Annotated in this window: 16 protein-coding genes; 2 read left to right on the forward strand and 14 right to left on the reverse strand. The window is 27.8% G+C overall.

Features of this window, described 5'->3' with window-relative positions; genetic code table 4:
• Nucleotides 1-13 precede the first annotated feature (13 nt).
• Nucleotides 14-2,713 carry a cation-translocating P-type ATPase gene (locus NV226_RS02320; protein WP_258210716.1) on the reverse strand — a complete coding sequence of 900 codons (2,700 nt, stop codon included), beginning with the start codon at nucleotides 2,711-2,713 and terminating at the stop codon, nucleotides 14-16.
• Nucleotide 2,714: 1 nt separating this feature from the next.
• Nucleotides 2,715-4,313: a CTP synthase gene (gene pyrG, locus NV226_RS02325; RefSeq protein ID WP_258210717.1), complete on the reverse strand. Its 1,599-nt coding sequence runs from the start codon at nucleotides 4,311-4,313 to the stop codon at nucleotides 2,715-2,717.
• 160 nt (nucleotides 4,314-4,473) lie between these two features.
• Here pyrG and NV226_RS02330 point away from each other — a divergent pair, with 160 nt between their 5' ends.
• Entirely contained in the window at nucleotides 4,474-5,466 is a 993-nt protein-coding gene (locus NV226_RS02330) for an NAD(P)H-dependent glycerol-3-phosphate dehydrogenase (RefSeq protein WP_258210718.1), read from the forward strand.
• A gap of 2 nt (nucleotides 5,467-5,468) precedes the next feature.
• Here the strand turns inward: NV226_RS02330 and NV226_RS02335 are convergent, their stop codons facing one another.
• From NV226_RS02335 to trmB, 4 genes are all read right to left on the reverse strand, one after another.
• Entirely contained in the window at nucleotides 5,469-6,119 is a 651-nt protein-coding gene (locus NV226_RS02335) for a sugar phosphate isomerase family (RefSeq protein WP_258210719.1), read from the reverse strand.
• A gap of 179 nt (nucleotides 6,120-6,298) precedes the next feature.
• Nucleotides 6,299-13,081, reverse strand: a complete 6,783-nt coding sequence (locus NV226_RS02340; RefSeq protein WP_258210720.1) for a hypothetical protein — start codon at nucleotides 13,079-13,081, stop codon at nucleotides 6,299-6,301.
• Nucleotides 13,082-13,307: 226 nt separating this feature from the next.
• Complete coding sequence (gene gyrA / locus NV226_RS02345) at nucleotides 13,308-15,905, reverse strand: DNA gyrase subunit A (protein WP_258210721.1); 2,598 nt, start codon at nucleotides 15,903-15,905, stop codon at nucleotides 13,308-13,310.
• Nucleotides 15,906-16,055: 150 nt separating this feature from the next.
• Nucleotides 16,056-16,664: a tRNA (guanosine(46)-N7)-methyltransferase TrmB gene (gene trmB, locus NV226_RS02350; protein ID WP_258210722.1), complete on the reverse strand. Its 609-nt coding sequence runs from the start codon at nucleotides 16,662-16,664 to the stop codon at nucleotides 16,056-16,058.
• An 85-nt stretch (nucleotides 16,665-16,749) separates the two neighbouring features.
• Here trmB and NV226_RS02355 point away from each other — a divergent pair, with 85 nt between their 5' ends.
• Nucleotides 16,750-17,307 (forward strand): DUF402 domain-containing protein, encoded by a 558-nt coding sequence (locus NV226_RS02355; protein WP_258210723.1) that lies wholly within the window; start codon nucleotides 16,750-16,752, stop codon nucleotides 17,305-17,307.
• A gap of 53 nt (nucleotides 17,308-17,360) precedes the next feature.
• Here NV226_RS02355 and NV226_RS02360 read toward each other — a convergent pair whose 3' ends face one another.
• From NV226_RS02360 to NV226_RS02390, 8 genes are all read right to left on the reverse strand, one after another.
• A complete protein-coding gene (locus NV226_RS02360; RefSeq protein ID WP_258210724.1) occupies nucleotides 17,361-19,277 on the reverse strand; it encodes a DUF262 domain-containing protein in 1,917 nt (638 codons plus the stop codon).
• 13 nt (nucleotides 19,278-19,290) lie between these two features.
• On the reverse strand, nucleotides 19,291-20,073 hold the full coding sequence (locus tag NV226_RS02365) for a restriction endonuclease subunit S (protein ID WP_258210725.1): 783 nt from the start codon (nucleotides 20,071-20,073) through the stop codon (nucleotides 19,291-19,293).
• A complete protein-coding gene (locus NV226_RS03130; protein WP_373423281.1) occupies nucleotides 19,982-20,374 on the reverse strand; it encodes a restriction endonuclease subunit S in 393 nt (130 codons plus the stop codon). Before NV226_RS03130 ends, NV226_RS02365 begins: the two co-directional genes overlap by 92 nt.
• A 230-nt stretch (nucleotides 20,375-20,604) precedes the next feature.
• Nucleotides 20,605-21,036 (reverse strand): restriction endonuclease subunit S, encoded by a 432-nt coding sequence (locus NV226_RS02370; protein WP_373423282.1) that lies wholly within the window; start codon nucleotides 21,034-21,036, stop codon nucleotides 20,605-20,607.
• Nucleotides 21,037-21,073: 37 nt separating this feature from the next.
• Nucleotides 21,074-21,382, reverse strand: a complete 309-nt coding sequence (locus tag NV226_RS02375) for a hypothetical protein (protein WP_258210727.1) — start codon at nucleotides 21,380-21,382, stop codon at nucleotides 21,074-21,076.
• A gap of 138 nt (nucleotides 21,383-21,520) precedes the next feature.
• A complete protein-coding gene (locus tag NV226_RS02380) occupies nucleotides 21,521-21,841 on the reverse strand; it encodes a restriction endonuclease subunit S (RefSeq protein ID WP_258210728.1) in 321 nt (106 codons plus the stop codon).
• 3 nt (nucleotides 21,842-21,844) lie between these two features.
• Nucleotides 21,845-23,329 carry a DNA methyltransferase family protein gene (locus NV226_RS02385; protein WP_258210729.1) on the reverse strand — a complete coding sequence of 495 codons (1,485 nt, stop codon included), beginning with the start codon at nucleotides 23,327-23,329 and terminating at the stop codon, nucleotides 21,845-21,847.
• Complete coding sequence (locus tag NV226_RS02390; RefSeq protein WP_258210730.1) at nucleotides 23,320-23,538, reverse strand: helix-turn-helix domain-containing protein; 219 nt, start codon at nucleotides 23,536-23,538, stop codon at nucleotides 23,320-23,322. The genes NV226_RS02385 and NV226_RS02390 overlap by 10 nt, the downstream gene beginning before the upstream one ends.
• Between the last annotated feature and the right edge of the window lie 62 nt (nucleotides 23,539-23,600).

The raw sequence follows: 23,600 nt of genomic DNA on the forward strand, positions 1-23,600 counted from the left end.
GATTTTTTTTAAGTTATATTTTGCTCTGAAATTTTATTAATTTCATTATTTCTGAAATGGCAATAAAACTTAGTGGGATGAAAAAGGGAATGATATTGAATCAACCATATTTATCATTATAAGGTTGCATATGAAAAATTAAATTTAGAATAGGAATGTAAGTTACAAAGATTAAAATAATAATTGAAGCTAAAAATGAAAAAATTAAAATTTTAATATCTTTTCATTTACTAATAAAAATGCTTTTTTGTGAACGTACTACAAAAGCATTGGCAGATAGCATGATTCCCATAGTTAAAAATGCTAATGCACTTCCTAAATGGTTGGCTTCTTTAGCTAAAGAATCGATTTCTGCATTTTTAAGGTTTTGATACATTAATCCATAATCATAATTATAAAGTGATACTGCACCTACATAATACATTAGCAATGAAAAAGAAGAAGCTAATAAACCTAAACTTACTAATTGAAAAAACATTTTTTTAGTAATAATTGGTGAGTTTTTTAATTCAGGCTTTTGATCCATCAATTTACTTTGTGAATTATTTAATCCTAAAGCAATACCAGGTAAAGTTTCACCAACAACATTAATTCATAAAATTTGTAAAGCTGATAAAGGGTTAATGGCAAATAATAAAATACCAACAAAAGTCACAATCATCGTTGCGAAGTTAGTTGCAAATAAGAATACCATTAATCTTTTGATGTTATCTAATAATCTTCTACCTTCTTTAACGGCATTGGCAATAGTTGCAAAATTATCATCAGTTAAAATTAAATCAGCAGCTTGTTTAGACACTTCTGTTCCTGTAATTCCCATGGCACAACCGATATCTGAAGCTTTTAAGGCTGGTGCATCATTTACACCATCACCAGTCATCGAAACAATTTTGTTTTTAGCTTGTCAAGCTTTAACAATTCTAATTTTATCAAGTGGACTAGTACGTGCAAAAACAGCGATATTTTCAATTTCATTTTCCAATTCATCAGCAGATAATTTTGCTAATTCTTCACCGGTGATCGCTTTTTGACCTGCACTAAAAATACCTAATTGAGTGGCAATTGCTAATGCAGTATTTTTGTGATCACCTGTAATCATTACTGTTTTAATTCCTGCTTTTTGTGTTTCTACAATTGCATCTTTTGCTTCCTGTCTTGGTGGATCAATAATTCCTATTAAACCAATTAAGTTTAAATCTTTTTCTAAAATTTTACTTTGAATATTTCCATCAAAATTATCTAAAAATTTATAACCTATTGCAATTACTCTTAAAGCTTGATTTGACATTTCTTCATTAGCTTTAATTGCCTGCTGTGAAGAATTGTCAAAAAGAGGTAATAAACGATCAAAAGCACCTTTAGTAATTACTAAATATTTATTTTCATATTTAACAACTACTGTCATCATTTTTCTTTCGGATTCAAAAGGAATTTCTCCTACTCGAGGATATTTTGCTTGCAAAGCTTCTTTTGTTCATTGTGAATCTAAACTATATGCATGATTTAAAATAGCAATTTCAGTTGCTGAACCAGTACTAACTAAATTGTTATTTTTTCAATAAATTGCAGCATCACTACATAATAAGGCATAATCAATAATGTCTTGATTAGTAAAATCATCAAAACCGTTTTTGACACTTCAAAGCCCTTTTAAAGTCATTTTATTTTCAGTTAGTGTTCCGGTTTTATCAGAACAAATAACTGAAACATTTCCTAAAGTTTCAGCTGAACTAATTTTTTTGACTAAAGCATTTTTTTTACTTAAACGTTTTACTCCAAAAGAAAGAATTACAGTAATAATTGGAACTAGCCCTTCGGGAATTGTTCCAATTGCTAAAGTAATAGCAATTAATAAAGCTGTATGTCATTGTTTAGCAAAATTTTGAGGAGTTTGAATAATATTTGCAACAATAAGTAAGTACACAAAAAAAGTTAGTACACATAGTAAGGCAGAAAAAATACCAATTCATTTTCCTAACTTGTTGACTTTTTTTTGTAAAGGTGTTAAGTTATCAACTTCTTTGTTAATTAAAGTAGAAATTTTTCCAATTTCTGTATTCATACCAATTGCAGTTATTTCTACCAATGCTCGTCCACGTGTTACATTTGTTCCTGAAAAAACATAATTAAATCTTTCAGCTAAAGGTGCATCAATGATTACTGGTTTTGTAATATCTTTAAATACAGGTAGTGATTCTCCTGTTAATAAAGCTTCATCAACTTCTAAATTAGCAGCTTCAATAATTTCACCATCTCCGGTAATTTGATCACCGGCTTTTAGTACTAAAATATCTCTTACTGTTAAATCTTCTGATTTAATAGTGATTATTTTACCATCTCTTAAAACATGGGAGATGGGAGCTGTTAATTTTTCTAAAGCATCAATTGATTTTTGAGCATTATTTTCTTGAATGGTTCCAAAAATAGAATTAAGAATTACAATTAAAAAAATAACTCCTGGTTCAACAAATGAAACAATTAATTCTATTTGATCGTGATTATGATTAAAAACTACATTATAAATTGCTACACCTAAAGCAATTAATGCAGCTAAAATTAGTAATTGCATCATTGGTTCAACTAAAAATTTTAAAAACTTAATAAAAATAGGTGTAGGTTTTTTTATTGTTAAAATGTTTTTACCATATTTTTGTTGACTTTCAATAACTTGTTGCGAACTTAAACCAGACTTTTTTTTACTATCTTGTTGCATCTTATTTACCTTTAATAATTGATTCAATAAAAGCTAAAAATAATTTATGAGGTTTTAATGGTTTTCCACTAAATTCAGGATGGTATTGAGTTCCTAAATAAAATCTTTTGCTTTTTACTTCACAAGCTTCAACTAAACCGGTTTGAGGATTGAAAGCGGGGAAATCAAAATCACCATCAGGTAAATTATTTTTGAAAAATTCTTGCACTTCATAACGATGACGGTGTCTTTCTACTACTTCTTTACTTTGATAATATTTAGCAAATAAAGAATCTTCTTTTAAGCTGATATTTTGATTACCAATTCTTAAAGTTCCTCCTAGATTTCCTTGCTTTCCTGGAATAATATCTAGAACAAAAACTTCTTCCTTATCACCTGTTTGAAATTCAGAACTAGTCGCTTTAGGAAAACCATTTAAACGTGCTTGAGCTACACTCATAGCTTGCATTCCTAAACAAATACCAAAAGTAGGAATATCTTTTTGTCTTGTATAAATTGCAGTTAAAACTTTTCCTTCAAAACCTCGATGTCCAAAACCTGGCAAAATCATAGTTGCTTGTGTATCTACTAATGTTTGAGCAATATTTTGAGAAGTTAATTGACCAGCATCAATTCATTTGAATTCGACTTCAGTATCTAAATAGCTGGCTGCGATTCTAGTTGCTTCAATAATTGATTTGTATGAGTCAGGAAATTCAATATATTTTCCTACCATAGCAATTTTAATTTTATTTTGTTTTTGCACTTTAATTTGATCAGCAAATTTTTTCCATTCTTTAATATTTCCTATTTTACTTTTTAGATTAAAATGTTTTTCAATAGTAGCAGCAATCTTTTTGGTTTCTAACCATAAAGGTGCATCATAAACACTTTCTAAATCAGGCATGGAAATTACACTGTTTTTTTCTAATAATGAAAAACGTGCTACTTTTTCAACTATTTCATTATCAATGTCTTTATCAGCTCTTAAAAAAACCATATTTGGTTTTATTCCCATAGAATTTAAAGCACGAATTGAATTTTGTGTGGGTTTAGTTTTAAAATCTTTTGAAGTTTTTAAATAAGGTACATAAGTTACATGGGCAAAAAAAGTAGACTGATTTTTTTTGTCATAGCTCATTTCTGCTAATGCATAAATGAAAGGATTAGATTCAATATCACCAACAGTTCCACCAATTTCAACAATTAAAAAATCAGGCTTATATTTTTTTTCAATTGATTTTAAAATATCTTTAATTTCATTAGTTACATGCGGTATAAATTGGACAGTTTTACCATTATATGAACCTTTTCGTTCTTTTTCTAAAATTCGTGAAAAAATTTTTCCAGAAGTAAAGTTGGAATCTTTCGTAAAATTCTCACCAATAAAACGTTCATAATGACCTAAATCTAAGTCGGTTTCACCACCATCTGCTGTTACATAAACTTCACCATGTTCATAAGGTGAAATTACACCAGGATCCACATTTAGATATGGATCTAATTTTAAAACAAAGATTTTATAACCTCTATGTTTTAATAAATTACCGATGGAAGCTGCAATAATTCCTTTTCCTAAACCAGAAATTACCCCACCTGTAACAAAGATATATTTAGACATTATGCTCCTTAAATTGCTTATATTTATATAATTAAAATAAATTTTAATTATATTACAAAAGTGCTTTTAATTTTGGCTTTATCTTAAAACATTGTAAAATTTAATTAAATTTTATGAATTAAGCCAGATTAGTTATTAATAAAATTACTTGGAGGTATTGATGTCTAAAATTGCAATTATAGGATCAGGAGCAATGGCAACTGCTATGGCTCAAGTTGCTCATGATGCAGGCCAAAAAAATATCATACTTTATGGGATTGATAAACAAGAATTAAATGATTTAGCTCAAGGAAAAAATTTAAAATATTTTCCAGAGAATACCCAACTTGCACACTTTCAAGTTACAGATGACTTAAAATTTGCTTTAGATCAAGCAAAATATGTTATTTTGGCAGTACCTTCCAAGATTATGGACCAAGTTTTTGAAAAGGTTTTGGCTCATTTAAACTCTGAAGTGATAATTATTAATGTAGCTAAAGGTTTTTATCCTTCAAAAAATGTTTCCTTACAACAAGGATTAAAAATTGTTGCCAAAGACAATCAATTTATCAAAGGTGTAGTTTCCCTTTCAGGACCATCGCATGCAGAAGAAATAGTAAAACGTAAATATACTGCTATTAGCGTTATATCTGCTAATTTAGATTTAGCAAAAAAAATTCAAAATATGTTATCTAATAAATATTTTAAATTATATTGTCAAACAGATGAAACTGGGGCTGAAATTGCTGGAGCATATAAAAATATCCTTGCAATTGGTTCAGGTATTTTATTTGCTTTAGATTGAGGAATTAATACTGTGGCAGCTTTTTTAACTCGTGGTTTAAGTGAAGCACAAAGATTAATTATCGCTTTAGGAGGAAAACCAGAAACTATTTTAGGTTTAACAGGCATTGGCGATTTAATCGTTACAGCCCTATCTAATTTATCTCGAAACTATAACTTTGGTCAAGCTTTTGTCAAAGAAGGAAAAAAAGCTTTAGAAAGCAATCATACAATCGAAGGATTAACTGCATTAAAAAATGTTTTAGAAATTGCTCAAACATTAAAACTTGATTTACCAATAGCCCAAATTTTAAATCAGGTAATTTATCATGGTTTAAAATTAACAGATGCTATGGATATGGCTTGACAAAGAGAATTAAAAAGCGAATAAGCTTAAAAAGCTTCTTCGTCTACTACAATTTCAACATTTTGATGTTTCTTTAAAATTGACGCTGGAAATTCAGGGTCAAATTTTTTTATATTTTTTAATTTATTAAAAGTAATATGCTTTTCAGAACCAAACAATTGTACAATAATTTTTTTAGCTTGTAAAATAGTGTCTAAACCAATTCTTGCCAAAGTCTGATTATCTTCAATCACTACTTTATCAGTTTTACCAATTCTGGAAGCTGGAGCTTTATTAAAAATAATTTCTCCTTCTTTACCAATGGTTAAGACTAATAAATCTAAACCACCTTTTTTTTCAATTATTTCATCATAGATTTGGTATTTAATTGGTGTATAAATTTTTTCTGGATTAATATCAAAAAGTTCTTTTAAAATTTTTTCATATAAGAAAAAACTGTGATATTCATTTTTTTTAGCTGCAGTTTTAATAATTTCAGATGTATTAAAAAAACTTACATTAGTATAGCTAATATTTTGCTCTACTGATAATCTTTTTAAAGTAGAATAAGTTTTTAAAAGATCTTTATTTAACTCTAAAGCTAAGTTAACTTTAGAGTTATTATTTACTAAATCAATTATTTCTTGAACTAAGTAGATATATGCTTTTTCTTTAGATAAAAATAATTTTATCTTCATAACACTTCCTTTTACAATGATTACTTCATTGTACTAAATCAATTATTTTGCTTTAATATAATTTAAAGATAAATTTAATATATTATAAATTTTTATTTCAAATATTGCCAATTATTTAATAAAAAAAACTAAATTAAATAAATTTAGTTTTTTGTTGATATTTTGTTAATTAGTACTAATTAAGCTGCAGCGGCTGCTTCTCCAGTACTAGATGTAGAACTTTCATTTGATTCTGCTGCTGGTTCTGTTTTTTCAGCTGAATCTGCGGCTGCTGTGTCTTCTGCTTTAGGACTTGCACTTTCTTCAGCTTTAGCTTCAGTCGCCTCTGTATCATTACTCTCTTCAGTTGCTTCACTACTTGCAGGTTCTGCTGGTTTTGCTTCACCAGATTCACTACTTGCATCAGCTGGTGTAGTTGAACCACCATCTGTTACAGTTGGAGCTGTTTCTGATGCTGTTGCAGATGAATCACTTCCACCTTCTGGACTTGGAGTTTTATCTGTATCAGATTCAGTTGAACTTGGAGTTGGACTAACTTCTTCAGGTTTTTCTGTCTCTGAATCAGTTGGAGCGGCAGGACTAGCTGCTGCGGGGGGGGTAGTTTCTGAAGCTTCTGGAGAAGCTGAAGCTGGAGCTTCCCCTTCTGTCTTATCTGATGAACCTTCAGGGGCAGTTTCAGCTGATCCTGAGTCTGCTGGTACAGCTGTATCTTCAGTTTTAGCATCTTCTGGTTTTGTTTCAGTTGCAGTTTTGTCTGGCTCTGTAGGAGTGTCTTTTGCTTCAGGAGTTTTAGGTTGAGCTATTGGTGGATAAACAGATTTACTGTAATCAAACTTGCTAAATGGAGGTTGAACTATGCTTGCTGGTTTTGCTAGTTGGTGTTGACCAAATGATATTCCTTTTAAGCTAAATGAATTTGAAGAAGCTTTGATTGATTCACTAGCTTCAGAAGTTGAAGAAACTTTTCATGCAGGGTTAGTAATTGCTGAAGCAATAAAGTTTTCTCATGTTAAAGTTTCTAATGTTTCATTAGCTAAGATTTTTCTAGTTCAGGTATTTGGTTTTTGTTGTAATAAAACCATTCCATGTTGTGAAAATAGATATATTTCTACTGCATTAAATGTGTTTCCATCTTTTCAGATGTATGCATATGAACTAGCAGCAATGCCATTGTATTTAGATGTATCAAAAACTTTGATATTTGCAGCTGATAATCATTTATCAGTGTCAACTCCGTTTTTGGTTGATACGACATGTAATTTTAATTGGTCATTTTCAGCAAATAATTTTTTCACTTCTTCTAAACTATTAATACCATAGTTAGCTAATGCTAAATTACCATCTTCAAGCATGCTTCCTAAGATAGTTGAGTTTTTACCCATAGCTAATGATGATTTTTCACTCACTGCTGTTTCACCAAATCCTGGTAATGCTGGTAAATCATATGGATTACCATCAGCTTTTTTAGCTACTACAGGAGCTGTATATTGTAACAATTCAAATGAATTTAATATTTTATTTTGATCAGCTGCTGAAATTGCTGTTCGTATTGCTTTTAATCTAAATCCACCAACTGTTGCAACTTTTTCATCGTTGTAGTTTCTTGCTGATCTTTGTAATCCTGTAATGTCAGAACTGATTGTTAATTCATCTGTTAAATTACTTCAACCTGTTGCTGCATCATATTTTTTAGTTAATTCTTCAGTATTTGTTAATAATGGTTTTAATTCTGATTCTTGTAGTTTTTTAGATTTAGCAGATTTAGCTAAAGCATAAATTTTTTCATTTTCTAAGCTAAATTCAATTTCTATACCGTAGAAAGTAGCTTCGGTTGAATTAGCATCAATTGGGATACTTCAAATATGTTTGTAAGTTACTTTATTGCTATTTTCTGTACCATTTTCAAAGTTTTTCTCATTTACAGCAATTCAATAACCACTTAATGAACCAGATGCTTCATCAGCTTTATTACCGGCAGATACATAAACTTGAGTTAATACCTTTTTAATTTCATTTTGTCATGTTGCAGATGTTGCATAAATATTTTCTACTGAAGTTACTAAAGCTTTTTCTTGTGAATCAACATTAACTTTTACATATTGTTCAGTAGTTACAGATCTGTTTTCTTCATATGGAGTTAATGTAGTAAATGTTGATAAAGCTTTAATTGTTTCTGCTGGTTGATCAGTTGCATAGCTTGCAGGCTTATAAGTAACTTTATATTGGTATTGAGTCGCAGGAATTAAACCTGTTAAAGTATATGTAATTTCACTATCTCTTTTACCTAATTTGAATTCATGACTTTGTCAAGTTGAATCAGTTGTTTTACGTCATTCTAATTTTAGTGATTCACTTAAACCGATAAATGATTCTAAACCAACTAATTTAATTTGGTGTCATTTATCACTTAGTGCTGAATCTGAAACTTGCACTTCTTTTAATGTTTTAAAACTACTAATAATTACTGATTTACCATCAACGGTAACTAATTCAAATTTGTATTCTGCATTTGGTTCTAATCCAGTTAGATCAAATGTTAATTTTTTACTATTAGCATCATATAAAGGTGCATCTAAAACTTGATCTAAAGTAGCTCTACCGTATTTTAATAGATATTTTTTAGCGTCAGCTGCTTCAATTTCATTAAATGTTACTTTAGCAGATTTAAATAAGCTCACAACAGAAGATGTTATTTTGCTTGTTTTAAAACTTCCGCTTAATCCAACAACATCAGTTTTAGTTGTGCTTTCTCCTTCACCTTTTGCTTCAAAGAAAAATTTATAAGTATATTCTTTATCTGCTTCTAATGAAGTAAGGTTTAATACTGAAGAAGCAGCTAAAGTTGCTAAATCAACTTTAATTTTTGTTTCTGAACCATCTTTTGGAGTTAATGAAATGTATAAATCACCTGCATAATTAGCTTGTAGTGCTTTTTGAGATAAGTTAGCTACTGATATTTGTGCAGTATTTGCTGTAATTTCTGTTACTTTACTACTTAAAGCATCTAAGGTAGAAAATAAACCTGAGATATTAAAGACAGCTGCTTTAGTAGCATCACCTTCATTTACTAATCTAAAGAAATAAGTTTTTCCTGGATCTAATCCTTTTAACGATAAATCAACATTAATATTAGAGTTTTTATTGCTTGCAGCTTTTGTGATTAATTCACTTGGCTTTAAAAAATTCATTTCAAATTTAACTGGTTCGCTAAAGTCTGCTTTTTCACTAACTTCTAATTTATAAGAAATTTCTGATGAAGCTTCAGTAGTATCTTTCAATAAATTATTTAAACCTTTTAAACTTAAATTAAATTGAGAATATGCAGGGCGAACTTCTAAACTAAATTCAGAAAGTGTATTACTTGTTAAATCTGAAATTAAAATTTCATTGTTGCTATTAACAAGGGCAAAAGTATATGAAGTACCTGATTCTAATCCTGCAACTACAACTTCTTTAGATTCAGTTGAATTTTCTTCTTCAGCTGCTTGGACAGTTAGCTCTGATTGTCATTCAGTTGGACGTACTTTAGATTCTAATTCACTTGTTTTAACATATTTTAATTTTAAATTATCATCTTTGTAGAAACTAAAGTTAGTAAATGTAAATGCAATTGAATTTGTAGTTGTTTTAATTGAGTCAGCTTTTAGTTCTACTTTTGCTGGAATAACTGTTGTTAATTCACTAGCTAAAAAGTAGTAAGCATAAACATTACTTGCAATTTCAGTTTTAGGAACAATGGCAAACTGATATAAACCGGCAGCTAAAGCTAAATCTTTAAGTTCTAATTTATTTTGTTGAACTTTTGTAGCTGGAGCGGCATCAGTTGAACCACTTGCTAGAGTTGTTATTGCTTTAGTTCAATTAGTTTTACTAAATGTTGTTAATAAATCGGTTGCATTTTTCGCTTTATGATAATAAACATCAACTTCTTTTTCATTTAGTTTTGCTAAATTTTCAATTGATACATCAAATTTAGTACTATCATCAGTTTTCACTTTTGCACTAATGATAATATTTTCTTTTTCTTGTTTAGGAGTAGTGAATGTTTGATATGCTAAAGCTAAATTATCTTTATTTAAAAGTCTAAATTGATATTGAGTTTCAAATTCTAATGCTTCTAATTTTACTGTTCCAGTTTTTGAAGAATTTGTAGCATTAAATTTAACTTGGTTTTTAAAGTTAGGAGTTTCTGCTTTATTAAATTCGATAATTAATTCGGTATTAGTAGCAGTATTTTTTTTATCTGGTTTGCCAAGATCTAAGTTAATAAATGATAAATTAGCTGATGCAGTAGTAATTAATTTATCATTATTAGTTTCAAATTTTGAGTCAGAAACAACTTCTGAAAAGTCAATTGAAAAAACTGTTTGATTTTCTGAAGCAGCACTAGTTTTAGCTTTTAATCCTTGAGCTAAAACTAAAACAGGGAAATTGCTAATTTTTGTTTCTGGAGAATTTTTGATTGAAATATTAAAAGTATATTCTGTGTTTGCTTTTAAGTAATCAAATGCCAATGTTTGATTTTCATCAGTAATTTCAAATTCTTTAGTTAATTTTGTAGCTGTTGTGTTTGAATCTATTGTTGTTGAGTATTCATATTCAACAACTATTGTTTGTTGCGATAAATCTGATAAATTAGCAACATTGAATTTTAATGAATTAGCAGTTGTAGCACTTTGATCTAATGTTGCTGTTGGTTTAACTGTAGTTGAAAAAGTAGATTCATCAATTACATTTTTATTTAATCCACTTGTTGTATAAATAATATATTTGTAAGTTGAATTTTCTTTTAAGTTAGTTGCTCAAGTTGTTAATGGACTATCGGCATTTAATAAATTATTTGAAGGAATTATCATTTTTAAAGTGTTAACTTTATCATCACCATCAATTGCATAATCAATGAAAATTGTTTCAGCAATTGGTTTGTTTTGTGCTTGGAATTTATTATTTAAAATTGTATTTTTGACTTCAAATAATACATTTGTTCCAAATACTTTAACACCTGCTTCATTATTAAATAATGTTTGGAAGTTACCTTTTAGTAATACATTACCTCTTAAATCAGCTAATTGTCAATCATATTTAGTATTTTCTTCTAATAAATTTCCTGAATCAAATCCTACTTGAAATCTAAATTCAGGAGAATTTAGTTCTATTGAATGAGTTTTTCAATCGCTTTCTTGTGTTGAAGCTGATTTACGGTAACTTAAAGCTAATGTCTGCCCTTGGTATTGGATACCGCCTGTAAATGATAATTCAACTTTTGTTTCCACAACTTTATTTTTAGCAGTTAAGTTTGATAAAGCATCGTGTGAAACAAATCTTTGGAAACTTAAAATTGTTCCTTTTTCAGTTTCTAAATTAGTTTGATATTCTTTGTTTCATTCTAAATTAGCTAAAGTAGTTGCAAAAGTATTTTGTGTTACTAAAAATTCAGTTGAATTAATAACAACTTCTCTTTTACGTGTAACTAATTTTAGTTTTTCACCTAAATAATGATCTAATGACTCAATTAGTAATTCTGCTTCATTATTTGTATTGACATTAACTTTTAATTGAGCTGGCACTGCTGTTTTGAATTCTTTAAATCCAAATACATTTTCTAATGGTTCATAAGAAACAGTAGATGTTGCTGCTACTTTATCTGTTGTTAAAACAATTGACTCAGAAACAGTTTTTGCTGTTGCTGTTGGTTCTGTTTTAGGTTCAGTTGTTGGTGTTGCTTCAGCAGCTGGTGCTGAATTTTCTGCTTCTGCAGGTGCAGGACTTGCACTTGGAGTTTCAGCTGCTGTATCAGGACTAGGAGTTTCACTTGGTTTAGCTTCTGCTGAAGAAGCTGTCTCAGAAGCTGGAGTTTCTGTAGGAGCTGCTGGTTCAGGTGATACTTCAGGAGTGGGCTCTGGAGTTGTAATAACTTTTTTTTCTACTATTCTGTAAATAAATTCTTGATTTTTTACTAAATCTTTTGTGTTTAATTCAAAAGATAAAGTATCTGAAGCAACTGCTTTATCTGTTTCAACTCTTGTTCATGGAGCATCATCAGCTGCTCCTTTGATACGATATTCTAAAGCAATTTCTTTTTGTGATAAACTAGCTAAACCATATAAGTTGAAACTAACTGTTTCTGTATTATTATTAAATGTTGAGATAACTGTAGGTGATGAGGCTTGTGGAACTGATAAAAGTTCTGCAGATGATGCTAATTCATAGCTTATTCCATTTGCTACTGAAAATAATTTTACTGAATATTTTTTTCCAGGTGTTAATTGATCAATTACTTTAGTTCATTGGTGGTTTGCACTAATTGCATCTACTGCTAAAATTAAACTGCTATATGCTTGCTTTTCTTCTGTAAATGATACAAATAATTTTTCATTAGGATTATTTGTATATGAATTTAAATTTGAAAGTTTAATAATTCCTTGAGGAGCAGAATCTGTTGGTTGCACTAGCTCAAAATTAACTGCAACTTTTGATGTAAAAGCTGCTGCTAAAATTTCAAAATTATTGTTTGCTCTTTTGTAATTTGCTTTTAATGTATATTCAGTATTTGATTTTAAATTATTGAAGATAAGTTTTTCTGAAAATTTAGTAGGGTTAACTGTTTGTGTAGTAACTAAATTACTTGAATCTTTACCACCTTCAAAAAGACTTAAATCAATAGATGTTCCAACATATGGAAGTAATCTTGTTAATGTTACTTCAGCTAAACCTGATTGTGTTGCAACAGCAGCATCGATATTTCCCAAAGAAATATTACTAAAAACTGAAGGAGTATTATCTACTGCTTCAACAGGACGACCAGGAAGTGGTTTAAGATCATAAGTGGGTTGTTCTGGAGCTGCAATTGTTCCACCTTCAATTTTTGATTTACCAGCTAAAACCCCAACAAAAGCACCTGTTGCTGCGATTCCTATTGCACCTACTGCAAGCAATGAAATTGCTAACTTATTTGTTTTCATATTACCTCATTTGTATATAAATATATTTAAAATATTTGTTCAATTTTTAACTAAAATATTGTTAAATTTAAGACGAAAAGCCTTTTTAAAATAAAAAAGACTTGATTATATTTTCACTTTATTTTATTTATTTTTTTAAATTATATAAAAAAAGTAGAAAAAATAAAAGGGTTTTAACAAGTTGAAATTATCGAAAAACACTTTCATAATTTTTGTTAATTGATTTTTATTCATCAATAGCAGTTATTTTTGCCAATGACTTTATTTTATTCTTACCTTTTAAGGTTAGAACTTTTACACCTTTTGTAGTTCGAGCAGAAATTGGAATTTGTTTTAATGAAGTTCTGATTGCTACTGCATCTTTAGTTACAATCAAGATATCTTCATCGCCGTTTACTACCCCAATATAAATTAGTTCTCCAGCTTTATCAACATTTAAACTTTGAACACCTTTAGCACCACGAGCAGTTTTTCGATATTCTTTTGTTGGAGTCATTTTACCATAGCCTAACTCACCTAAAGAAAGTAAGTAATGACCTTCTGTACTTTTTGAGGCACTAACAACAATTTCATTGTCTGCTAGTTTTATCCCCATTACTCCCGAAGCTAATCTTCCCATTGGTCTAATTAAACTTGCTTCAAAACGCACAACTTTTCCGTTTGATGCACCAATGAAAATTTCGTCTTCATCATTTACTACAAAGGCTCGAACTAATGAATCATTTTCACGGATAGTTAAGGCACGTTTACCAGATGCATTAATTCTACGGTAAATATCCATTAGTGTTTTCTTAACAATTCCATTTTTGGTAATTGTTACTAAGTAATTATTTTCTTGATATTCTTTTACCGCTAATAAAGAAACAATTTTTTCATCTTTTGAAATGGGGATTAAATTAATAAATGGTGTACCTTTTGCTTGCTTTGAAAGTTCAGGAATTTGGTGTACTCTTAAACGATAAATTTTTGCTAAATCAGTAAATACTAATAAATCACTATGACTGCTTGCACTTAAAATTGATTCTACATGATCATCAGTATAAGTTGAGGCAGTATTTACTCCAACTCCTCCCCGATGCTGATTTTTATATTCATCTAAAGCAATCCGTTTTACATATCCTTTTGATGTCAAAATTAGGGCACACATTTTTTGAGGAATTAAATCTTCATCTAAAATATTGCCAACTTCTGTTTCGTTAATTTCTGTACGACGTTTATCATGGAAATTACTTTTAATTTCTTCTAATTTTAAAATAATTTGTTCAATAATTTTAGCTTTAGAAGCTAATAAAGCTTTATATTCTTCAATAATTTTGGCAAGTTCTGCAATTTCTAATTCCATTTTGCTAATTGCAAGACCAGTTAATCTTCCCAAACGCATATCTACAATTGCCTTAGCTTGAATTTCATCAATTTTTAAATTTTGCATTAAAGTATTTTGTGCCGCTTCATCATTTTGAGATTGGCGAATAATTTGAATTACTTGATCAATATTCTTAATCGCAATACTTAAACCATTTAAAATGTGAATTCTATCTTCAGCTTTTTCTAAATCAAATTGAGTTTTTCTAGTAACAACTTCAATTTGATGTTCAATAAAAATATTTAAAGCTTGTTTTAGATTTAATTGCTTTGGTTCACCTTTAACTAAAGCAATTAAATTAAAGTTATAATTTTGTTGTAATTGTGTTAGTTTAAATAATTGATTTAATAGAACTTCGGGAATGACTCCTTTTTTAAGTTCAATGACAATTCTGATTCCTTCACGAGATGATTCATCTCTTAAATCAACAATACCTTCAATTACTTTATTTTTTACTAATTCAGCAATCTTAGTAATTAAAAGTGGCTTTTTTAATTCATAAGGAATTTCAGTAACCACAATTCGAGTTTTTTCATTTTTTAAAACTTCAATATGAGTTTTAGAACGGACAGTAATTGCACCGCGTCCTGTACTATAAGCATCATGAATTCCTTTTTTTCCAAGAATGATTGCTCCCGTAGGAAAATCAGGACCTTTTAAGTAATGCATTAAATCTTTTACTTCAAGTTCTGGATCTCTAGCGATTGCAATAGTTGCATCAATAATTTCTGCTAGATTATGTGGGGGAATTGCTGTTGCCATTCCAACTGCAATTCCTGTTGTTCCTGAAACTAACAAGTTGGGGAATTTTGAAGGCAATACAACCGGTTCCTGCTTTGTACCATCATAGTTAGGAATAAAATCTACTGTATTTTTTTTAATATCCTCAACCATATATGAAGCAATTTTGGACATCTTTGCTTCTGTATAACGCATAGCGGCTGCAGAATCACCATCAATTGATCCAAAATTACCTTGTCCATCAATTAAAGGATATCTCAGCGAAAAGTTTTGTGCCATCCGTACCATGGCTTCATAAACTGAACTATCACCATGGGGATGATACTTTCCTAAAACATCTCCGACAATTGTGGCTGATTTTTTGTGTTTGGTATTATGAAACATTCCATTTTCATTCATTCCAAATAAAATTCTACGATGCACTGGTTTTAAACCATCGCGAGCATCAGGTAATGCCCGAGAAACAATAACTGACATTGCATATTCTAAGAATGAATCTTGCATTTCTTTAGTTACATTTCTTGGTTTTAACCATTCATTTTCTTCATCAACAATTTGCGATTGAACAACATAAGAATTATCATTTTGTGGGATAGTTTCATCTTCTTGATCGATTTGTACAATTTCTTTGGAACCAGAAAAAACCGTTTTTAAATCGTCATCTTCAACTTCGTAAATTTTATCTTTATCTTTATCATCTAATTCATCAAAAAACAACATCGTACTCCTTAGCGGATTTATCTACTGCAAATTTCATTTATATTTGGTAGATAATAAATGAAATAAATAGTGCTTTAAATTATATAATAAAGAGCACAAAATTAAAGGATTTGCCTTTATTTACCGTTTTAAGGGGTCAAAGAGCAAAGTTTAATAAAATTTTGCCGCTAAGTAATTAATCTTTTTTCCTCGCTCAGTTCACTTTTTTTCATAGCCTGTCATAATATTTCCCACTGCTCATTGAGAATTATGTAAATCATCAGTTAAATGGATAATTTCAGCTCCAAATGATTTTAATGATTCTATCGAATAAGCAAATAAATCATCATTATCAGTTTTCATTTTTAAAACACCATTTTCAGATAAAAGTTCCTTATAAATTTTTAAAAAAGATTTATAAGTTAATCTTCTTTTATGGTGTCTTTTTTTTGGTCATGGATCACTAAAAGTCAATCAAATTAAGTCAGTTTTTCCTAGTAATTTACCAGGTAAATCTTTAATATCTAGATTAATGATTTTAAAATTTTTTAATTCTTTGGCAGCTGCTTTTTTTAGAGATTTATAAGCAACTGTAGGATATTTTTCAATTCCAATAAATTCTAAATGCCTATTTTGCTCTGCTAGCTGCACTAGCATTTCTGCTTTACCCATCCCCATTTCAATTACGGTGTTTGCAGTAATTATGTAGGGGAATTGCTGCAAAGTAAAATCACTTGCTAAAAGCAGTTCTTTAGAATTTTTAATATTTCGTAAACGCATAATAGTAATCTTATAGCAAAATAACCTCAAAATGAAATTTTGCTTTAAAATTTTACTAATCTAAAAATTGGAAAGGAGGTTGATTATGGAAAAAGATAATTTGATGGTTGATTGTATTATAAATATTCAAGCTTACAAATATAATGGCGAACTTTATCGCCAATGGAATGGTGTCAAAATTATTGAAAATTCACCTGAACATGTAGTATTACATATGGATAAAACAAAAGTTTCAGAAAAAGAAAATCAAAACTGAACAATTCGAGAAACTAGTTTGTGATTTATGCCTAAAAATAAAATGTATAATGCCATAATAACTTTCAAAAATGATCAGCCTTATGTTTATATAAATTTAGCATCTTCATTTATTTATGAAGATAATACTATTAAATACATTGATTATGATTTAGATATCAAATGTTATCCTGGAAAAGATTTTTATATTATTGATAAACTAGATTTTAAAAGAAATACAATTAAGATGCACTATCCCAAGCAATTACATAATAAAATTTATAGCACGATTAAATTTTTATTTAATAATTACATTCAAGATGAATACATTTTTAACAAAAGTTATTTAAAAACTTTTTTAGAAGAAATAAAACGCGAAAAATTACAAAAATGAAAAAAATTTGATTAAAAAACCACATCTTTAAGCTTCTAGAACTTTGATGTGGTTTTTAGTTTTAGTAATTACATTTTTGAAATAAATTTAATCACCGATTTTAATAGTTTTACATTAAAATCTCTATTGTTTTTAGATAAATCTCATGTATTTTGATCTATATTTTGTAATGTTCTATCCGGTAAACCTAATGATTGAATTTTTTCATTTTTGTAAAATTCAGAATCTTCAACAAAAGACTGTATTAAATATTCTCATTCAGATTCCAATACTTTTCTTGCTAGTTTATACTTTGAAAGTTTGTCAATAATTTCGGAATCACTTGCAGAAGAATTTGTAGATTTATTAAGTAAACTTAAATTTTCAAATTTGAATCTTTCTGTATCAAAATCTTCATCATGAAAAAACTTCTTCTTTTTAAGTTGTCAATTTTTTAGTCTTTTATCATCATTATATTCTTGAACGCTGTATAAATGTTCAATGGAAAAATTTTCTCCAAGTAAAATATTTTTTAAATAATCATTAAATTCTTTTGAATCATTTGCCACATCATTTAGTAATGATGATTGTAATGCTAAAATAACTTTTATAATACGAGATTGATCTTCAATTTTTGCTTTAGAAACATTTTTCTTATCATTATAAGATAGATTAAAAATAGAATCTACATCAATGGTTTCAATAATATCTTCAATAGATGATTTATATTCATTTATATCATTATCATCTAATGTAATAGCACTAGTAAAACTTTCTAGTCTCTTATTTATACTTTTTGTGTAATTTTTAATTAAAGTTAAGGTTAATCTTTTGGCAATTTCTTCTAATTCTTTATAATTTATTTCTTTTGTATCAGGCAGATAAAGTGTAGGTCTATCTTCGATATAATTATGTCTGTTTCTGAATAATTCTGTTAAAAATTTTAGTAAATCAGAATAATTTTCATATTGTAAAAGGATTCATGATGTATAAATGGGAGATTTTAATTTTAAATTGGTTTCATAGTTAGAGAAAATTTTATAAATTTTTTCAAAATCTTTAATATAACTTAAAAATTTATTAACAAATTCTTTAGCAACTAACTGGTCATTAAATACTTCATTTTTGTATAATGATAACCATTTACCAATACCTGTTTCATTTAAATAATTTATATTAGTATCAATTTGGTAGTATGAGTTCAAGAAAATATAAATAATATTATCTATACCTTTATTGTAACCATTACCATATACTTTATAGTTTGGTATATCTTTGTTTAAACCTCTGTTTTCAGCAAGTTCACTAATTTTTTCTTTGATTGCAAAAATACTATGTGTACTATTGCTTATTCTTAAGGCTTGTGATAAGATAGAGTAAAAAATATCACTCTGTGAAAGTTCGATTGATAAAGAATTAATGTTTAAAAAATATTTTAAAGAATCACTAATATTGGTATATTCCAAAGAAATACATTTTACATGGTTAAAAATGTAATCATATAAACCATCATATCAATTTGGTTGATAGTCATTTCAAGCGTTATTTATTTGAGATCTTATATTATCAAGAGTTTTACTAATATCTGCCTTATGTTTTTGACTTCTAAAATTATTAGCAAAACCTAAACAACTTTTTATTTCCTCAGTTAAATAATATTCTTCTTGCAACACAAAATTACCGTCAGGCATTAAAAACTTGTTATGTTTATCAATTCTTTCTTGTGAACATTTTTCTGCTAAAACAGATAAAATCAAAATCAGTGAAGTAATTCTTTGTTGCCCATCAATGACATCATTTACTTTTGCAGAACAAAAAGCTAGTGTACCAATAAAATAATTTTTTTGAGGACTTTTGTCATATTCTTGAAAAATATCATCTATAAATTTGTATAAATTTCTTCCTGTGTTTTTTTGACCTCAAACATACTCTCTTTGGTAGTAAGGTATATTTATTATTTTATATTTGTTAAAAATATCCTTTATACTTAAAAATTCGTATTTCATGTAGTGATCCTCCTTAATATTTGTATGTATATTTATCAACTAGTTTTTGATTATAATTAACTTTTCCTTGGAAGTAAATATAGGAAATATAGTTTAATGCAAGTATATAATATTTATTATTTTCTTGTCATATATATTCATCTTCTGAACTGACTTTTAAACAGGGCAATAAAATAGTTTCGCGACTGATATTTTCTTTGTTGGCTCCATAAGCATAGCCGTAAATTCCATTATTAAAAACATTGGTTATTATTTTAGCTAAAAAATGATTGGCTAAACTATTAAAATTTTTCTGTAAATTTTCATTTTTATAATTTATCACATATGTATTTGGTGTAGCAACAAAATCATAATCATGATAAAAACAATAACCTACACTCCCGATATTATTGATAGTTAGTTGATTACTAAAAATGGGAATTTTTGGATCTATATCATCCTTATTAATATACTTATAAGAAGGATTTTTTGAACTAGTAACCACCTTAAGATAATTATTTTGTGCTTGATCGAGTAAATTATAATTTTTTAATACAAATCATTTTTTAACCATTGTAAACTCAAATAAATCACCTAGTTTAAACGATTTTCAAATAATATTTGTTTTATCTTGTAAATAAGCTAGTTCATATTTAGCTTTTTGAGCTTCATATTTAGCTTTTTGAGCTTCATACAATCTAATTGTTTTTTGCTCTTTATATTCTTTAGCTTGCTCCATTAAATCTTTTATATAATCAGTAGCAAGCGTATAATATTTGCCATCTTCTATATATATATATATATATATATTGGTCATCCAGTTTAACTTCTAAACAAGGCAGTAAAATACTTTCGCGGCTGATGTGATTTTGATTCAATTTATAAATATAATTGTAGATATTGTTACTAAAAAGATTTGTTAGTATTTTTGCTAAAAAATGATTAACCGAATTATCTAATTTTTCTAAATCTTTATTTTTATAACTTAGAACACAGGTATCAGCGGTTGCAACAAAATCATAATCATGATAAAAAGAATAACCTACACTACCATTTTTATTAATAGTTAGTTGATTTCTAAAAATAGGAATCGTTGGATCTAAATCATCCTTATTAATATACTTATATGAAGTGTTTTTGAACTAGTAACAACCTTAATGTAATTATCTTGAGCTTGATCAACTAAATTGTAATTTTTAGTGTCAATGATCCTGGAACAGTTATAAACTCAAATAAATCACCTAACTTAAAAGATTTTCAAATAATTTTGTTCATATTCTATTCCTTACTTATATTTAATAAAATTCCTTTTATGAAATCATAATTTTTATTTTAGAGATATTTGTTTTTAATGCTTATATGTATATTTATCAACTAGTTTTTGATTATAATTAACTTTTCCTTGGAAGTAAATATAGGAAATATAGTTTAATGCAAGTATATAATATTTATTATTTTCTTGTCATATATATTCATCTTCTGAACTGACTTCTAAGCAAGGCAGTAAAATAGTTTCATGGTTGATGCGTTCATAAGATAGTATGTAAGAATATCCAAAAATATCATTACTAAAAATATGCGTTAATATTTTAGCTAAAAAATGATTAACAAAACTACCTAATTTTTCTAGATCTTTATTTTTATAGTTTAAAACACATGTATTTGGCCTAGCAACAAATTCATAATCATGATAAAAGCAATAACCTACACTGCCCATATTATTAATAGTAAGTTGATTAGCAAAAATAGGGATTGTTGGATCTAAATCATCCTTATTAATATACTTATATGAAGTGTTTTTGAACTAGTAACTACTTTTAAATAATTATCTTGCGCTTGTTCGAGTAAATTGTAATTTTTAGTGTAAATGATCATGGAATAGATATAAACTCAAATAAATCACCTAGTTTAAACGATTTTCAAATAATATTTGTTTTATCTTGTAAATAAGCTAGTTCATATTTAGCTTTTTGAGCTTCATATTTAGCTTTTTGAGCTTCATACAATCTAATTGTTTTTTGCTCTTTATATTCTTTAGCTTGCTCCATTAAATCTTTTATATAATCAGTAGCAAGCGTATAATATTTGCCATCTTCTATATATATATATATATATATATTGGTCATCCGGTTTAACTTCTAAACAAGGCAGTAAAATACTTTCGCGGCTGATGTGATTTTGATTCAATTTATAAATATAATTGTAGACATTATTAGTAAAAAGATTTGTTAGTATTTTTGCTAAAAAATGATTAACAGAATTATCTAATTTTTTAAATCCTTATTTTTATAACTTAGAATACACGTATCAGCAGTTGCGACAAAATCATAATCATGATAAAAAGAATAACCCACACTGCCATTTTTATTAATGGTAAGTTGATTATTAAAAATGGGAATCGTTGGATTTAAATCATCCTTATTAATATACTTATATGAAGTGTTTTTAGAACTAGTGACAACCTTAATGTAATTATCTTGCGCTTCATCAACTAAATTGTAATTTTTTAGTGTCAATGATCCTGGAACAGTTATAAACTCAAATAAATCATCTAGTTTAAACGATTTTCAAATAACTTCACCCATATTTTATTCCTTGCTTAAAATATCAATAATGTATTTTTCAAAACTACCATCGACATCAACAAAGGAATTATTTACAGAACTAATTAATTCATTTTTCTCTTGTAGCATCTTTTTAATAGTGATATTTTCAAAAGTAATATCTGCTTCTTGTTTGTTGATTTTGATTCTGTTGGGGTCAATTTTTGCATCAAATTCTAATTCTTTATTTACTTCATAGAAATTTGATCATGTTCTTACAAAATCAGAAGCAGTCATTTTGGTTGAAGAAGTAGTTATTTTATTTAATAGTTCTGCTTTTTTCGTTTCATATGTTTGATTTTTATCTACTAAACCACTATCTTTTAAATAAACATATCCTGTATCGGTGAAGTTATAATAACGGATAATGTCTTCTTTTTTGTGTTGTTTATCAACATTAAATATAAAAATAGATGCTGGTTGTGATTTACCACTTTCAGTAAATAAGTCATCTTGAGTTTTAATTACACTTTCTAAAGTTGCAATATTTAAAATTTTGGAAAAAATTTCTTTACTTTGTCCAAATTTTTGTGGTGGAATAATAACAACTACTTTACATTTCTCACAATTTGAACCTTTAACAAGTTCGATATTTTTATATACAATATCAAGTGGTTTGTATTTATCTTCATAAGGGGGATTTAATATAGCTTTAGTTGGATAAATTTTTGATGTAACACCATCTGTTTGAAATTTTAGTGAAGATTTTTCTAATTTTAATACATCTTCACTAAACAGTAATGATTCATTTAAGTTTTTTAACATAAAGTTAGCTAAAGATAAAGTTGTCATTTTAGGATCATTATCATTTGCTATAATCGCGTTATATAGCCTTTTGTTATATTTATCTTTTTCTTCTTTTGTAATTTCATTGTTTTTATGATCATTATCCATTTTTGAAATCATTGTTGAATATGATAATAGCGAAAATAATCCTGTACCGCTACAAAGGTCTGCTACTATATCTTTTTTATAATCAAGATCTGCTAAATCAATCATTAATTGCGCTGCAAAAGTAGGGGTTAATACAATTCCTTCATTACTTTTACTTGCTTTTTTATCAACTTCCATATACAAAGTTTCGAAAAATAAATCATTATTTTTTATAGAAGGATAATCATTTCGGATAAAAGAATGGATAAATTCTTGAAATGCTGCTCTGTTTCTATCTAAGTTGGTATTTACTCCAGATATTGTTTTAAGTGAATTCATTACAGCTTTATGAGTGCTAGCTTGTAAATTTAATTTTTTAACTTCATTCTCTGCTAATTCCAATAATTGATCAATCGGTTTTTTATCTTCTCTCACAAAATTTATAAAACTAGTTAATTTATCTGAGTTTTGAAAATCTCTGTTTTTAGCTAAACAAAAAATTAGTGCAGCAATAAAAATTACTTTACTATTTCTTGAAATATCAGTGTCAAGTTCATAAATACTTTGATTTAATTTTTTTATATCTCTTAATTCCATATTTCCTTATCTTCCATTTCTATATTATGTTTTTCAAACAATTCTTTTAGTTTTTCTTTTGCAATAATTGTAGGTTGATGGTGTCCATTTTCTCATCTATTAACTGATGTAAAAGCAACGCCTAACATTTTTGCTAAATCTTGCTGTGAACAGTTTAATTTGGATCTTAATTTTTTTATAGCACTTGGATAGTTTATTATCACCAGCATACCTCCTCATCTATTTTTTACTAAAATATAACAAATTATAGCAGAATATTTTAAATGTTATA

This window comes from Mycoplasma iguanae (genome assembly GCF_024722375.1).
GTDB classification, from domain to species: domain Bacteria; phylum Bacillota_I; class Bacilli_A; order Mycoplasmatales; family Metamycoplasmataceae; genus Mycoplasma_M; species Mycoplasma_M iguanae.